This is a genomic window from Vibrio sp. Sgm 5 (genome assembly GCF_026241575.1).
GTDB classification, from domain to species: Bacteria; Pseudomonadota; Gammaproteobacteria; order Enterobacterales; family Vibrionaceae; genus Vibrio; species Vibrio jasicida.
In genome coordinates, this window is sequence record NZ_JAPHPY010000077.1 from 1 (window position 1) to 16,181 (window position 16,181).

Consider the following 16,181-nt stretch of genomic DNA (forward strand, 5'->3'; position numbering starts at 1 on the left):
TCAGATCGCACACACGTGAAAGAGTTCAAAAAAAATCCCCAAACTACAAGCTTGGGGATTTGTGTATAAGAGACAGCCTTAAAAGGAGGCGAGATGCAGGATGGATAACGTCGATCTTGTTAGTGGTACTTGTTCACTCTGCCTTCGACGAAAAAGACTTCACACTGATAACGTTGAGCAATATCGCGAAGCATTGATTGATTCATTAACGCAATCTTGTTCGATGCGACGACAGCGCTAGCGTTACCAGACTGAATAGCTTTAATCACAATCTCCACTTCAGAGAGCTGTTGAGACGGCTTCATCTGAATGATGTTTTGACAGCGAATGTGGGAAGCAGCAAGTTGCTCAAAATCAGGACGAGGGCACTCGGCGGTAAACAGAACCCATTGCTGTTGTTGAGACAAGACTGCCAACTTAGAAAGAAGTTGGTCCGACACATCCATAGGTTGTGTTGCTTGTGCCAATACGTTGTAGCGAGAGTATGTATGAGATTGAGTTTGTAACTGCATCTTACTGTTCCTTTATACATGCTGTATGTCTATACAGTAGTTTGTTTTTGATGCCTGATCAACCGATTTTTATGAATTGAGTTGAAAAACTTTCCCTTACTTATGAGTTGGTTTTTGTCTAAGTTACTGAAACTAAGATATAAAGTTCGGTTTTTGATATGTTTGATAAACATGGTGAAATGTGAGGTCACCTGCATTCCGGAGCTGTATATACAGGTGGTTACTACTGTATATACCGTAATTTCGGCTTAGCTACACAGTGGTTTTAACTGGTTTATACGGTGCTTTTTCGTGATGGCACACAGTAGTGTTAGTGCTTTTGAGGGAGAAGAAAGGAAGAGAAAACAAGAAAGGCAGAGGCAGAACGTTCAAGAAAGCGCTTTGCTTTTACAGACAATGATAAAAAGCAGGCTGCGATTACGCAGCCTGAAAATACAAGGATCGATGTTTAATAATGGTTAGAATTCGGTTTTTGCACGTGCGATTTCTGTTTCAAATAGGCCGATGCTGCCAGCCCTTACAAGCTGAACCATAGTTTGAAACATAGTGCGAATTTGTTCGATGTTACCTGAATTGGCGCGGGAGCATAAACTGCCAAGTTCGGAGTTTGCTAATCGCAATAATCGGCTTCTGTTAGGGCCAGAGACTTTTCTTTTAATTGTATTTTTCAAAACCATCAACTCGCCAGTTGCAACGGCTTCAGGAGGCTGGCTAGCAATAATTGCTTCCGCTTCATCTGTGTACATATGGTCACCTGTTTTTTGTTTGAGCGACAAAACTATACTCCAGATAAATCGAGGGTTTGACCCGGTAACTAGGAAAACAATCGTGTTCACTATGAAATAAGTGACATCGTTTTTAATTGGTTAATTAATAGGCTGAGAAGCACCAGAGGGATAGGGAATATGAATTCCTTCTAGAAAACCGCGATGAAATAAGTATTGAAGTGGGATCAAAAAAGCGCCTTACAAAAAGGCGCTCTTGAAAATCAGTTCCGTTGATTTGCTCTTGTTAGCTTGCTCGTTGTGTCATGCGTTCGCGCATTTGCATTTCGCCTTGGTTAAACAGGCGAACATCTATTTTTGCGATGTCGTAACAGGATTTGCATGAGCTATGGTACTTGCCGTCGACATAATCATGACGAGTTACAAAGCTAGGTTTTTTACACCAGTCACAGGTGCTTTCTTCAGTGAACATTGATTTTCTCCCCACCTACATAAATTTTGAGTCGCTAGGTGTTATTTTTCGCCCAACATTATGGCATACAAAAGATAGCCAGGTTAAATGTCTGTTAATTTGTTTGAGAGGGAGATCGATTGCGAGCCTTGATTTGTGAGGTTGAAAGGCTCGTAAGATAAAGGTGCGTGGCTTATTTTTACTCTTTTGTAACATTTTGTGAAATGGTTTTAAACGCCTGATTTAAACGCTTCATCTCTTCTTCCGAGCCTCTAGAATCAGGGTGATAGAGTTTAGATAATTGTCTGTAGCGCAACTTCACTGCTTTACTGTCTGGAATAGTTTGCGGGGTATAGCCAAACATCGCACAAGCGACGAGAAGTTTTTGGTTCTCAGATTGACCTTTTATCTTCTTAAACTCTTTAAATACTTTTTCGAGTTGGCGCTTAAGTTGTTTATTGGCAAATTGAAGTTCTTTCACTTGTGTCTCTAATTGCAGAGAGCGTGACACTTCATTTGCTGCAGTGGCTTTGGCCTTTTGTGTGTGCCTGCGGTAACCGAATGCACCGCCACCAAGAAGTAGAGCAAAGCCCAGAGCGCCAGAGGCATACCAAACGTTGAAGTTTTCAGCTCTCTTTGCTTGTTGAATTTCAATGGTCTCTTTCTGTTCTTCGTCAATGGCTTGCTTATCCAACTCTACAATTTCAGAAACTTGTTTGGCTCTGAGTTGATTGAAGCGATCTTCCAAAAACTGGTTATAGGCTTCTTCTGCCTGAGGGTTTTTAAGTGCAGACAATTGATACCAAGCTTCGACGAGATCGGAATTCGATACTTCTGCTTGATGGTGCTGGACAAAATCAGCCAACAAAAAGCCACGGTCGGTAGGATCGTTTAACGCAACAGAAGTGAACCAATAAATCGCTTGGGTGAAATCCGTGTTGCCAGTTAAACCACGAGCGTAATCTTCTGCTAATTGTTTTTGAGCAGTTAAGTAATCTTGATGTGCCGCTTGCTCTAGCCAATAACGTGCGTCAGTAGGTGATTCTGGATTGGGTTTCAAAGCCAGTTGCTGCGCAAGCTCGAATTGGGCTTCAGGTTGTGTCGGGTTCTGAGAAGCAAATGCAGTGCTCGTAAGGCAGGCACTTAAAGCAAAGGTGAGGGCTGTGGTTCTGAAAGACATTGGGTATGTCAGGTCTAGCGAACGACGCTAGACCTGCTCCGGTAATCATTGTTATTACCGATATGGTGCAACCAAATTACTTCAGTGGCAAGATCTGGATTTCAACACGGCGGTTGCAAGCACGACCTTCAGAAGTTTGGTTAGAGCAAATTGGGTTTCGCTCGCCGTAGCCACGTGCAATTGCACGACCTGGTGCTACGTTTTGTGATACTAGGAACTGACGTACCGATTCTGCGCGACGCTCAGACAGTGTTTGGTTGTAAGAGTCACTACCAGTGCTGTCTGTGTAACCGTCGATCACGAGGCTTGTATCCGGGTATTCAACGAGGATACGAGCAACGCCACGTAGTGTGTTGTGGATGCTTGCGTCCAGTTGGTAAGAACTTGAAGAGAAACCAATACCGTTTTCCATGCGAAGTAGCAGCTGGTTTTCACCAACACGTTCTACTTGTACACCTGAATTCAATAGTGCGCGACGTAGCTCTGCTTCTTGTTGATCGAAGTAGTAGCCAACACCTGCGCCAGTAGCACCGCCAGCAGCCGCACCAATTAGAGCGTGTTTACGACGTTCTTTTGCGTCATCACCTGTTGCCAAACCGATAGCCGCACCAGCGATAGCACCGATCAGTGCACCTTGTGTGGTCGAGTTAGTCTCGTATTCACCTGTGGTTGCGTTTTGGCGTTGAGTTGCTTGACAGCCAGTAAGAGCTAGCACTAGCGCAAGTGCAATAGACATCTTTTTCAAGGGAAAATCTCCGTATAAGCTGAGGCGCAATTGCGCCTCATAATGGGATGCGAATTATGAATGAGTAGGTATTGATATTTGTTATGCGAACGTCAGATTGATAGAAGCTTTGTAAGCTTTTTCTTATAGTTGCTGATGTTATAACCGTTTGTGCAATTATTTAGACGGATTGTCTAACATCTTTCTCGCTTGTTCACCACCAACGCCACGGTTGACGGAAACCTTACGACCTTTTTTTAACCCAACTTCGTAATCTGCAGTTAGGTTTTTCATCGCTTCTCTGAGCTGTTGCTTGAACGTTTCGCGATCGATGTTTTTAAATTCTTTATCAATGTAATTATTGATTTTATTGGCTGACTCTTCATCTGGAGAGATAACAGGCAGTTTTTCCAACGCACCTTCAACCCAGCCAGAAACAAATGAGTTTACGCGGCGCGTTACTTCCATTGAAGAGGTCCCAGAACCGGCAAAACTATTGCGGAATTGTCCGGTGCTCTCGTTCATTTCACGGTAGATAATATCGAACGCAAAGGCCGCGAAAATAGCGCGGTCAGCCTCTCCGATAAATTCGACGCGTTTAAGCCCTTTGTGATTCAACAAGACGGCTTCAACACCAAATTTGGTATTGATACCACGAATCACGCGCAACAGCGTTGAACTGATGTTTGCTGGCAGCAGATGCGAAGATTGAGTTTTACCCATTTTGATAAACTCAATATCATCTTTATCCAAGCCATACTTAAGCATAAGGCGGTGCGCCATCTTGATAGCATTTGCAGCCTCATTTACGTTGGCGGAGTTGCCCAGTTCTAAGCACTTGGCGATTTTTTTCAGAGCTTTTTGTTTATCCATCGACGACCAATAACGAGAACGGAAATTTAGGAAGTCGGATATATTACCTTTTTTCAGTCAAAAACGGAATAACGGGAGTAGGAGAAAGGCAGCGAGAAAAACAAAGCCCCTTTAATGACAGGGGCTTTGGTGGGAAGTAGAATTACAAACCGAGTTGGTCGAGTAGGTCATCGGCATCGCTTTTGGAACTGGCTGCTTCCGATGCTTTCTTGTCTTCCATACTTTTGCGAGTGGCTTCTAAAATATCATCTGGGCTTTCATCTTCTGCCACTTCAAACTCTTCGAGTTGGATAAATTCAGTTTTGTCCATCGCAAGCTCAAGGTAGAAGATGTTGTTATTCGCTGTTGAGAAGGTCACGCGGCGTGCTTGAGGTCGATCGAGGTTGGTATCAACTTGCAGAATCACTTGCTTATTGAGCGACAGCATTTTTGGTTGGTTCTGCGTAATATTGGTTTGTAGCTCTTTACGAATCTTGTTCGTGAAATCACCCACTAGTTGATTCATCAGTTCACCCAGTACATCACCGACTTCATCTGATGTGTGTGAGATCGCCAGTTCGTCTTCTGGCATGCCCATATTGCGCATGTAGTTGGTGTAAATCTCAAGTGCTGCTTTTGCGGTAAAGTTAATCACTACAAGGCCCGTGAAGCCACCATCAAACAGTACAAAACAACCAAAATCCGGCTTGAGGCTGGTTTTATTGATCTTTTGTACCATTGCAGAGTAGTTAACTTGAGAAGAGGTTGCCGAAGTAAGAACGCCAGAAACCGACTGGCAAAGTTTTAGAAGGATATCTTCAGTGGTTACAACTTTATTTTTTTTCATCCTGAAAGCTCATATTGAAAGGCTATTTCCCCTTCAATGTAAGGCATCAAGCCTTAAAAAATAAAGCATAAGTTTAAATCTTGTATAGAGATTCTGATTTGAACGCCTTTTTAAATGTTGTAAAGTGACGTAATTCAAAGAAAACAACTTCATCCTCGTCTCGGTCTCAGTTTTATGGCTGCGGGTCGAAAATGCGTGGATGACTAAAAATTAGATAACCCGCAGCTGATTGGATCAGCGCAGTAGGGGCAGGAAGCAAATGTTACCAAGATTACACTCGCAAACGGATGTCGATCCTCTCGTTCTGAGTTTTCTCAAAGAACTCGAGCACTCCGGGTTTACTGGCGATATTGAAAGCCAGTACTCTAGTCGTCTCGCAGTAGCCACTGATAACAGTGTCTATCAGCAACTTCCTCAGGCCGTTGTTCACCCCAAAACCACCCAAGATGTCTCGCTCATCGGTAAATTGAGCAACAAAGAGGAACATGAGCGTATTACGTTCTCTCCTCGTGGTGGCGGCACTGGCACTAACGGTCAGTCGTTAACCAAAGGCATTGTGGTTGATTTGTCTCGCCACATGAACAAAGTCTTAGAAGTGAATGAGCAAGAGGGATGGGTTCGCGTTCAAACGGGTGTCGTCAAAGACCAATTGAACGATGCCGTTCGTCCTTATGGTTATTTCTTCTCCCCAGATTTATCGACCAGTAATCGGGCAACGATTGGCGGTATGATCAATACCGATGCTTCCGGTCAAGGCTCGCTAAAATACGGTAAAACGTCTGATCACGTTCTTTCTCTTCAAGCTGTTTTTGCCGATGGTTCAATCTTAGAGTCTGACCTTTCTCACGGTTTGCCGACTGAAGGCGAATTTGCTGACACGGCAATGCGTGTAACGGAATCTGTGTGTCGTGACAAACGCCAGCAAATTAACGACAAGTTTCCTCCGCTAAACCGCTTCTTAACCGGCTATGACCTTAAAAACGCATTTGATGAAGAGGCAAACAGCTTCGATATCACTCGTGTTTTGTGTGGCGCTGAGGGCTCATTGGCGTTCATCACCGAAGCGAAGCTCAACCTAACCCGCATTCCTAAAGCGCGAACTCTGGTTAATGTCAAATACAACAGTTTTGATTCGGCTCTACGTAATGCGCCATTTATGGTGGAAGCAAAAGCGTTGTCCGTTGAGACCGTGGATTCAAAAGTTCTGAACTTGGCGAAGCAAGACATTGTTTGGCACACCGTCAGTGATTTGATTACTGACGTACCTGATAAAGAGATGCTTGGCATTAATATGGTTGAGTACGCTGGTCAGGATGAAGAAGAGGTTGCTTCTCAAGTCGCGTTTCTAACGGCCAAGCTCGATAGCATGCTAGAAACGGAAGAAGCGGGCATCATTGGCTACCAAGTATGCAGTGATGTGGCGAGTATCGGTCGTATCTACAACATGCGTAAAAAAGCCGTGGGTCTATTGGGTGCTGCGAAAGGGCGTGCGAAACCAGTCGCGTTTGCTGAGGACACTTGTGTTCCGCCAGAAAACTTAGCGGACTTTATCGTTGAGTTTCGCGAGTTGCTAGACGCAAAATCACTTAACTACGGCATGTTTGGCCACGTAGATGCTGGTGTTCTCCATGTTCGACCTGCATTGGATCTGTGCGATCCTCACCAAGAAGCTTTGATGCATGAAATCTCAGATGAAGTCGTTAAGTTGGTGGCAAAATTCGGAGGTTTAATGTGGGGCGAGCACGGTAAAGGTTTCCGCTCTGAGTATGGCCCTGAGTTCTTTGGTGAAGAACTCTTTACTGAATTGCGCCGTGTTAAAGCCGCGTTCGACCCTCATAACAAAATGAACCCAGGCAAAATCTGTACGCCGCTAAATAGCGATGCAGAGCTTGTCAAAGTCACCGATACCAAACGTGGTTACTTCGATCGCCAGATTGATGTTCAGGTACGTGATAGCTTCAAGCAAGCGATGGAGTGTAACGGTAACGGCTTGTGTTTTAACTACGACACCAGCTCGCCTATGTGTCCTTCAATGAAAGTCACTGCAGACCGTCGTCATTCGCCAAAAGGGCGTGCGGGTTTAGTTCGTGAATGGCTACGCCAACTAACAGAGCAAGGCATCGATATTCTCGATCTAGAAAAACAAACTCTGGAAAACAAAACGTCCATCAAAACCATGATCGACCGAGTCCGCCATTCGATTAATCGTCGTCACGAGTACGACTTCTCTCATGAAGTGTATGAAGCCATGAACGGCTGTTTAGCGTGTAAAGCGTGTGCTAGCCAATGTCCAATTAAAGTTGACGTACCGAGCTTCCGTTCTCGCTTTCTTAATATTTATCACTCACGTTACCAACGTCCAGTTAAAGACTATTTGGTATCGAACATTGAATCCATGCTGCCATTGATGGCCAAAGCGCCGAGTGTAGTAAATGGTGTGCTTAAGCAATCTTGGGTGCAAAGTTTGACTGCGTCGACAGTCGGATATGTTGATGCACCGCTGCTGTCTGTACCGACCTTGAAAGAGCGAATAGAGACGTTAACTACAGCTTACGATCTGCAAGCGTTGAGTGGTTTACCTTCTGAAGACAAGCAAAAGCATGTACTGATTGTACAAGACCCTTTTACCAGCTATTACGATGCTGAAGTAGTGGAAGACTTCGTCAAGCTCGTCAGAAAGCTCGGTATGAATCCTGTGTTGTTACCGTTTAAACCAAATGGCAAAGCACAGCACATTAAGGGTTTCTTACGCCAATTCAAGAGCACCGCACAAGATACTGCAAAGTTCTTAGAAATGGTTGCGGATTTGGATATCCCTATGGTTGGTGTCGATCCTGCGTTGGTACTTTGTTATCGAGACGAATATGCCGAGGTATTGGGCAGTAAACGTGGTGATTTTGATGTGTTGACCGCTCATGAATGGCTCCACCCAAGATTAAGCGAATTCCAGACATTAGAGTTGAAAGAGCAAGCACCTTGGTACTTATTCGCGCATTGTACCGAGAAAACCAAAATGCCAAATGCTGAGAAGGAGTGGGGGGCTATTTTCGCTCACTTTGGGGCGATACTAAATACAGTACCCGTCGGGTGTTGTGGTATGGCGGGTACATTTGGTCATGAAGTGGATAAGCTAACCATGTCGCGGGATATCTTTGACCTGAGTTGGAAGCCTAATCTAGATAAGTTAGACAATGAAAGATGTCTCATCACTGGCTACTCATGCCGAAGCCAAGTCAAACGCTTTGAAGGGGTAAAACCTAAGCATCCGGTTCAAGCTTTGCTAACCTTGGTATAAATAGCTTCGTAAGCCCAGTTTTACTGGGCTTTTTATCACTTATAACTCGCGTTCATTTTTGACACGCAGACGCTTTCATAAGGATATGAAAATTGAAAAAGCTTGAGCTTAAAGTGCCTCCTGTCGCTTTGTTTTTGCTGATGGTGTTTCTGATGTACTGGCTGAAAGAAGCCATGCCAGAAATGAAAATTACTGTGCCGTTTGTTGAGTTTGTTACCGCTGGGCTAATTTTGATCGCGGGGGTTGTTGGTATTGCTGGTGTTTACGAGTTTCGAAAAGCTAAGACGACCGTTAACCCAGTCAAACCAGAAACTGCTTCGTTGGTGGTGGATACTGGTGTGTTCGCTTACACACGTAATCCAATGTACGTAGCGCTATTGCTTGTCATCATTGCGATTGGACTATGGTGGCAACATCTCAGTGTTATCTTATGTGGCGTATTGTTTGTTGCTTACATGAATCGCTTTCAAATTAAGCCTGAGGAGCGAGCATTAGAGCGATTGTTTGGTGAAGACTATTTAGATTATAAGAATCAAGTACGTCGCTGGATTTGATGACAGTAAAACAAACCGCAGATAAAAAGAAAGCCCAGCAAAGTCGCTGGGCTTTCTTATAAATTTGGTTTTGAAATTGGTCGGCAGAGACTTTGTCTGTTAAGAACTAAGCTGCCTTAGCGAACTTTGCTAGAAAGGCGCCCTTACGCTCGTTGAAGCGTTGAACCAAATCGTCTACCGCATCTTGGTCGTATGGCTTAAGGCCACTTGCCACCATTCGCTTGATCCCTTTGCCTACCACTTCGCCGTCTTGTTTGAATGCAAAGTTTAGCGTTACCACACCGCGTTTACCTTCGACATCAAAAGTCGCGCCAGTAAAATCGACTTCCGGGTGAGTCAGATCGAGACGGTTAAATTCTACTTCCATGCTCTCGTAGATAACTAGAGGGCGCTGGCAGTTGATCATCATTTGTTTCTCTTCCATAAGAGGAACCATAATGTGTGGGAAGTTCATGCCAGAGAACTGAACGTAGTTTGTTACTACGTGTTCAATAAATGCAGCATCGCGGTTGGTTTCACCTTCGCGAGACATGTGTAGGTACTCTTTGCCTGCTTCATTGACGACCGCACTTTCTTTTTCACACTTATTTTCAATGTGAAGTGCAACGCCATCGCTTACCATTCCTGAGAAATCGAAACGCATTTTTTGGCTCACACCTTCTTTGCTCAGTAACACTGCAAAAAGCAGGTCTCCTGGAACACAAAAGCGTTTGTTGTCTTCATCATGAATAGGATTGTAATCACCAGCTACGCGCTTGGCAAAGTGACTTGCTTGCTCGCGAGTAAATTGGAATTGGTGATTATTGTTTGAAAAATAAGGTGTTAGAAACATAATTTTTACGTAGTAACCGAAACTGTCAGGGATTATAGGCGAATATCTTCCTGCCAATGGTCCATCCAGTGGAAAGTTCACAGCATCTTAACAATGAGACGACAAGGGGGGTGAATAAAGCCACAGTCCACTCGTTCATCGTTGGCTTGGAAATACCTAGGAAAATAGGCGCTTTTATCAATAAATCATAGTTCAAATGTATCGTTTGATGCTAAATATAGTTGGTGCAATGGCTTACTTCTCTTCATTTTGTGAGATATTGACTATTTATCATTGTAATTAATGAGTAATTGAAATATTAAATTGTTATAAAACAGCGTCTTAATAATAGTTATGCCGAATAATATTGGCGTATTATTATTTGGCGTTTTGCACTATCTACATCCTCTTTTGTCCAAAAAGACACTATTGGTTCTTTTGTAACTAACAATCTCTGCCTAACCTGACCTAAAGATAATCAAACAGAAACAGTAATCTATATTGTTATTATTATCCGTATTGGGAGCGTTCCCATTGTTTGTCCTTGTTAATTTTAATGTCTTACTTATCATTACCTTAAGTGGCGAATCACTTACAACAAGTTGAGATAAGGTGCATTGCCGCAACTGGGCTACTGGTTTAATGTTTTGCGAAATTTTATAAAAACAATAAAAAATAGCGCCCTTGCAACCTTGATAGCCTCTTTCCTAACAGACTGTCTTGTACGCAGGAGGTAATAAAACACAACAACAAAAGTTTGGCTGTCTATGAAATCAATGATCCCTCGGCATCATCCAAAGACTTAATCCTAAGTCTCTCTGCTCTCAGCGTTTGCCCACGAGAGCATCTTAATTAAAAACGTTCAATTTCCGGTTGCGAATAAGTAATCGGAGGCTTGCTGCTTCCTGCAAGAAGCGAATAACTTCTCAAACCAAGGATAATTATATGAAGTTACGAAAATTGGTATTGGCGTGTGCCATTGCTTCCCCCTGTGTTAGTGCTTTTGAAGTTTGTAATATTGGTGATGAATACAACGTACTGGATCGTGAGAGCTTCCACGATATACGTAAGTCAAATTACCGAAACTTCAGTGAAGACCTAACGCCACAAGATTTGTTTTTATCTGCGCCAGAACACCACGCAGACGCGCGACCTTCGCTTGTTGAGGCAGATGAAGTTTTCCCAGAAACTGCATCTCTACTTGAGGTCGGTCCTGCTAATGTTGCCGTTCTTGAATCCGAAGAAGCGGCGAGTTTGCTTGCGACAATCGGGCATTCGACGACAGGTTTTGCCAAGGGTGCGCTAGAAGCGTTAGGACCAGTAGGCGATACAATTGCAGTGGGATTGTGGGCAAATGATGTGGCTCAAACCTTTGAAGATGAAACGAAAACGTCCTACGACCGCTTTGCTACGGTGATGAGCTTGATTGATTGGTTTGGCGTTCTCAAGCTACCTGAGCGAGAAATTGATCGTAAGATCCTAACGGCTCGTTGGAATCGAGTTGCCGCGGGCGATCATTATAGCTTTACCGTTCACGACGATATCGTCACTCAACAAGACAAAAAAGATAAGCAGCATTGGGCGGATCTTGCATCCGGTCAAAAGCGCATGCTTGAAGCGCTGGCGAAGGGTTATGCCTCTGATGTAGCGCTTAAATATCAGCAGCATTATCAAGAAGCGTTAAAAGCGCAAGCCGTGTTAGCAGAGACGTTGATTAACTCTGTCGAGAGCGAAGTTCAGAAAGCCATTTTTAATATGCTCGCGTTAGAAGGCGCGAATGCCAAACTGTTTGCCTCTGATCTTGCTTCAACTTGCCGCACAGAGATTGATGCGTTGCTGGCTTTGTACCCAGAGCAGGAAGAAAACAACAACCGTCCAATGTATGTGCCATCGAAGCGAGAAGCTAATCGAGCACTAGCGCGCGTGCAGCATTGCCAACAAGACCATCTGGACTTGGCAGTGGCGGTGCTTGATGAACTTAGAAATGGGGAAGTGGAAGGCTTAGAGCGTCAATCACTGCATCAACTTTACCGACAAGTTCTCAATTCAAAGATCAAAATCGTTGAGACCGCGAACTCCCAGCTTGATGTGCTAAGAGCCAAGTTAAAAGAAGAAATGTATGCAGAAGGCATGAATGCCATCGATCGCTTGTTTGATTCAGAAGCGGTTGCGAAAGCCCATCGCTATTTTAAAGACCAAGCGGATTATTTAGCGATAGATGAAATGTCTCGCAGTATTTTTGGGCGTCCAGCCACGGCGACTGAACGTCGTCAAAAGTACTTTGTTATTCAAGAAGGGTACGAGAAGTGTACTCGAATTGGGATACTTGGGGGGGACCCAAACTTCAGAGGGTGTACTGAGTACACGTGGATTCCTGCCGAGAAAGAGCATTATGACTCTGCAAAAGATGAAGTAATTTCGCAGATGGTGATGCCAAATCGCGATGCGATCAAGCGTGTCTTTGCACAATCTATGGATGAACTGATCAACGAAGGTTGGAGCTCTCAACATGAAGAGGCTTGGCTTGAACAGCAGATCCTAAGCTTTTCCGATAAGCAACGCATCATCAGAACTGCAGGAGCCGACAAAGCGCGAGTGATGCGTTGGATGTTTGATTCTAGTGCGGCACTGGAAGCCGAGTGTGGCGGTGGTAATGCTTGTGCCGCTTGGTCTCCTAGCTACCTAGCAAAAGAAAACCTATCTCGCGAATCGTCATTGCACCACATTGCTGATTGGCATGAAAGGAACAAAGACTCAGGGTATTACGTGCATTCAAAGCGCTTGGCAAAACTGGAGGGTTTTATTAGCTCGGCACTAGAGAGTGAATGGCAGGCAACACATGTTAACGGTTTTTATAGTTACCTATATCCGGGAAGCTTTGATCTCGATAAACATGCTCCTTTAATTGCGTCAGCGCTAAGGGCGTCCAACTTGAATACCAGCAATCTTGCTGCAGCATTGCCGCTAGCGAAAAGCGTGGTAAAAAATCGTATTTTAGAAGCAATGAGTGTGGCTGACAGTAATGGTGAGGAATGGCTTGCTGCACAGCTTGGCGACTTCCAGAGATACATTGGCATTATCCATGCGCAGAATATTTCTACAGGTCACTACGCATCAGGAGAAGTAGGGACGACCGCACTCCTATCTGAGCCACTACCTGCACATCTACTGCGCTATATGACGTTGGACGTTTATTACAACATCGACGACAGTGACTCTGCGTATTACCACCCAGCGAACAGTGGCGAAGACATGAGTTATGACGTGCGTTTACATGCATCGATCGATGATTTGTTTAACGCTGACTCTGAATTGGGTAGAAAGCTCGACCTGCTGGTTCAAGTTAATAATAACTTCACTAACCTACCGGGCAGAACTTGCATGATCATGTACCCGCAACTGAGAGACGCCTTGTTTAAGGTCTCCGGTGATGAATCAATGTATTGGTTAACGCCGTTTTCTGATTGGTTTGACAGTGTTACTCGCCAACAGCTAGAGCTGTTTAGTGCGATTCGATTCGGAGTCATCAAGCAGAATGAGCTAAATATCTCCTGTGATTTAAGCCCAAATAATCCTAGATATTGGTAATGGGAGGAACAGACTATGTTGAGGATTATTTCACTTTGTATTCTCTGTTTTAGCTTCGTCGCTCAGGCTGCGCCTTTTGAGGTATTGAAAGCCCCTTTACGTAGCCAAGTACAAGTCGATGAATTGGCGTCACAGTTTTCTGATTGGGCGAAAGCTTCCAGTGGTTGGCGATATAAATTGATGACGGCGAATGAAGTCGAAGCCTTGGAAGATTTTTCCGTTTCTGGCTATCAGCTTGCGAATGACTACTTAAGAGCTCCGGATACCTCCACTTGGGGGAGTGCGGGAAAAAGTGCGAGGAAGTTTATTAAGCAGGTTCGTAGTGCCATGAAAAAACTGCCTCACTACAAGGGTGTAACCTACCGTGGTGCGTGGGCAAAGCAGTCTCTTTTGAACAAACTCCAAGTGGGAGATGTGGTCGTGGAACCTGCATTTACATCCAGTAGCACCATTCCAGAAATCGCGAAGCGTTTTGCCGTGGTTCGGCCTAACTCGCCCCAATCTTTACAGCGTGTGCTGTATGAAGTTCAAGTAAAAAACAGTGGTCGCGCACTTGGTGGCTTGTCTGAATTTGGTGGAGAAGCTGAGGTGTTGTTACCACCAAACACTTACTACAGAGTGACAAATATCGAATTGAATCGAGGTTCTGCGATGGTGGCGCTAGAGACCGTTTCGTCACATGAAGCGACGACGGGAACAACATATAACCTCTATTCAGGTGAAGAGATAAGCCATTCCTACTGGCGTACTCTAGTCTGCAGTTGAACAGGGAGCTTAATATGAAAAAAATGATTTTAGTCTTTTTACTGACTTTTTCGATCCACCATTTGGTGAAGGCAGAAGATTTTGTAGAGTTTAAAGGACGGGATTTGTCACCAGTTCAACAAGAGCAGATGGCAGATGACCTAATGGACTGGTCTGTCGAGAATCACGCAAAGGCAGAGCGGAAGATGATTCCGGAAGAGTACTCAGCAATTAAACGTTACGGTCGTGTAGACCATGATGTTGTGAATGAGTACATGCGAGCTGGCGAACCCAAAGAGTTCTTGATGCAGGGATATGGAGAGGCGCTTAAAAGCCGTGTTTCTCATATGCGAAGTGTGATGAACAAGCTGCCAAACTATAAAGGCACGGTTTATCGGGGCTCATCCATTAAGAATAGCCTTCTGGAAAAGCTTAATGTTGGCGACATCTTACATGAAAAAGCCTTTCTATCGACTTCTACCATTCCAAGTGTCGCCAGAAACTTTTCCGCTTCTGGAGCATATGAGGGAGTGTCTGCGGCTCAGTTTAAAATTGAACTGAAGTCGTCTGGGCGGGCTATTAATGCTTATACCTTTAAACCTTATGAAGCAGAAATTTTAGCAAAGCCCAATACTTATTTTCGTGTAGAAGCCATAGAGAGGCTTTCATCGAGAAAAAACTACATAAAAATAAGAGAGATCAAGAATCCAGCAAAATATCTAAAGGCTGAACCAGATATACACATTTACGATAGCTTTAGTGGAGAAGAAGTGTCACTTAGATCTCGGTCAGCATTGTATTGTCTTTGATGGTAGTTACCTCTCATGCCTGTTGTATGAGAGGTATTGTTTAAAATAATTTATTAACATTCTCCCAGTTATTTTTCTGGGAGATTTATTTCGTCAATTGGTAAATAAAAGTGAAATCTAGAAAAGTAATATTCGGCTTATTAGTTCACGCTAGTTTGTGTTCTCATGCAATTGCGGGCTTGAAGTACAATGATAAATATTACAGTAATTCAGATATAGAACAGATCATGGAAGTTATGTCTGAGCCTGGCATTGATGATTATGGAGAATTTAACAGACTAAGAACAGAATTATACGAACAAGCTGATGTTCAAAAAGATGTTCTTTCAGAAGAAGAGGTCGCTGCACTTGCCGAGTATCAAGACTATGCTTTTGCATCGACACGAGAAAGTTTTATCTCAGGCGTTTTTGATGATGAAACCCTGAATATCATTGATCATATTGATTCAGCGTTTGAAAGCGGTGCAAAGTATCAAGGCGTTACCTTTAGAGGAGAACGTGAACTTGGGGCTTATATGTCAGACATACAAGTTGGAGATATTGTTAGTCCTAGCGCTTATGTTTCAACGTCTATATCAAAAGATGCTGCCTATAACTTTCATTCTGGCCAGCTTGCAAGATTTGAATTGCGACAGGGTAAAAGCGGTATTGTAATACCAAATGTTATTGATGGGGAGCTGGAGGTTCTTATTAATAGAAACTCTTACTTTGAAGTGACAGCTATTAAAACGAGTTATATGGGAACTCACGTTGTTTACCGAGAAATAAATCCTAACTCAATAGGTAATAAGAAAATAAAAGATATGCATAGCGGCGAAGAAATCACAGCCGCTGAAGTGTGCGCTTTTTAAAGTCATATTTATGAACGGTCCATTTTACTCTTTAACCATATAAAGAACATATTACTAATGAATTCAAAGTTAATACCCAGTTTCATCGCTTTGGCTGCATTCAGTCCTGCTACCTATTCATTGTGCTTTATCGATGGTGTGTCTGATACACAAAGCTTAAATAACCTGAGATCGGTTTAAGCCATCGCCATCAGCCCAGACTTTTCAGCATTGGTGATGTTGAGTGATGGCTTCTCTG

14 protein-coding genes are annotated in these 16,181 nt (G+C 43.7%); 6 read left to right on the forward strand and 8 right to left on the reverse strand.

What is annotated here, in order from left to right:
* Window positions 1-119: 119 nt before the first annotated feature.
* The 7 genes from OQJ86_RS24640 to OQJ86_RS24670 form a co-directional block, all read right to left on the reverse strand.
* Window positions 120-512 carry a SulA-like leucine-rich domain-containing protein gene (locus OQJ86_RS24640; RefSeq protein WP_265991744.1) on the reverse strand — a complete coding sequence of 131 codons (393 nt, stop codon included), beginning with the start codon at window positions 510-512 and terminating at the stop codon, window positions 120-122.
* Between the two features lie 458 nt (window positions 513-970).
* On the reverse strand, window positions 971-1,258 hold the full coding sequence (locus tag OQJ86_RS24645; RefSeq protein ID WP_038868673.1) for a hypothetical protein: 288 nt from the start codon (window positions 1,256-1,258) through the stop codon (window positions 971-973).
* A 265-nt stretch (window positions 1,259-1,523) separates the two neighbouring features.
* Window positions 1,524-1,709 carry a hypothetical protein gene (locus tag OQJ86_RS24650; RefSeq protein WP_265991747.1) on the reverse strand — a complete coding sequence of 62 codons (186 nt, stop codon included), beginning with the start codon at window positions 1,707-1,709 and terminating at the stop codon, window positions 1,524-1,526.
* Window positions 1,710-1,887: 178 nt separating this feature from the next.
* On the reverse strand, window positions 1,888-2,868 hold the full coding sequence (locus OQJ86_RS24655) for a J domain-containing protein (RefSeq protein ID WP_265991749.1): 981 nt from the start codon (window positions 2,866-2,868) through the stop codon (window positions 1,888-1,890).
* 76 nt (window positions 2,869-2,944) lie between these two features.
* Window positions 2,945-3,604, reverse strand: a complete 660-nt coding sequence (locus tag OQJ86_RS24660; protein ID WP_373408317.1) for an OmpA family protein — start codon at window positions 3,602-3,604, stop codon at window positions 2,945-2,947.
* A gap of 165 nt (window positions 3,605-3,769) precedes the next feature.
* A complete protein-coding gene (locus OQJ86_RS24665) occupies window positions 3,770-4,465 on the reverse strand; it encodes a DUF2786 domain-containing protein (protein ID WP_038868669.1) in 696 nt (231 codons plus the stop codon).
* Between the two features lie 142 nt (window positions 4,466-4,607).
* A complete protein-coding gene (locus tag OQJ86_RS24670; protein WP_265991752.1) occupies window positions 4,608-5,291 on the reverse strand; it encodes a DUF3334 family protein in 684 nt (227 codons plus the stop codon).
* A 259-nt stretch (window positions 5,292-5,550) separates the two neighbouring features.
* Here OQJ86_RS24670 and OQJ86_RS24675 point away from each other — a divergent pair, with 259 nt between their 5' ends.
* Together OQJ86_RS24675 and OQJ86_RS24680 are read left to right on the forward strand one after the other, a co-directional pair.
* Window positions 5,551-8,586: an FAD-binding and (Fe-S)-binding domain-containing protein gene (locus tag OQJ86_RS24675; protein ID WP_265991754.1), complete on the forward strand. Its 3,036-nt coding sequence runs from the start codon at window positions 5,551-5,553 to the stop codon at window positions 8,584-8,586.
* Between the two features lie 92 nt (window positions 8,587-8,678).
* Window positions 8,679-9,140 carry a methyltransferase family protein gene (locus OQJ86_RS24680; RefSeq protein WP_265991756.1) on the forward strand — a complete coding sequence of 154 codons (462 nt, stop codon included), beginning with the start codon at window positions 8,679-8,681 and terminating at the stop codon, window positions 9,138-9,140.
* A gap of 106 nt (window positions 9,141-9,246) precedes the next feature.
* On the opposite strand, the gene OQJ86_RS24685 is transcribed toward OQJ86_RS24680, so the two are convergent.
* Window positions 9,247-9,972 carry a DUF3581 domain-containing protein gene (locus tag OQJ86_RS24685; protein WP_265991758.1) on the reverse strand — a complete coding sequence of 242 codons (726 nt, stop codon included), beginning with the start codon at window positions 9,970-9,972 and terminating at the stop codon, window positions 9,247-9,249.
* Window positions 9,973-10,896: 924 nt separating this feature from the next.
* Between OQJ86_RS24685 and OQJ86_RS24690 the strand changes: the two genes are divergently transcribed.
* From OQJ86_RS24690 to OQJ86_RS24705, 4 genes are all read left to right on the forward strand, one after another.
* Window positions 10,897-13,539, forward strand: a complete 2,643-nt coding sequence (locus OQJ86_RS24690; RefSeq protein ID WP_265991760.1) for a hypothetical protein — start codon at window positions 10,897-10,899, stop codon at window positions 13,537-13,539.
* A gap of 15 nt (window positions 13,540-13,554) precedes the next feature.
* Window positions 13,555-14,304 (forward strand): ADP-ribosyltransferase, encoded by a 750-nt coding sequence (locus tag OQJ86_RS24695; RefSeq protein WP_045407096.1) that lies wholly within the window; start codon window positions 13,555-13,557, stop codon window positions 14,302-14,304.
* A gap of 14 nt (window positions 14,305-14,318) precedes the next feature.
* Window positions 14,319-15,092 (forward strand): ADP-ribosyltransferase, encoded by a 774-nt coding sequence (locus OQJ86_RS24700; protein WP_039974501.1) that lies wholly within the window; start codon window positions 14,319-14,321, stop codon window positions 15,090-15,092.
* Window positions 15,093-15,202: 110 nt separating this feature from the next.
* Window positions 15,203-15,943: an ADP-ribosyltransferase gene (locus OQJ86_RS24705; RefSeq protein WP_248873702.1), complete on the forward strand. Its 741-nt coding sequence runs from the start codon at window positions 15,203-15,205 to the stop codon at window positions 15,941-15,943.
* The last annotated feature ends 238 nt before the right edge of the window (window positions 15,944-16,181 follow it).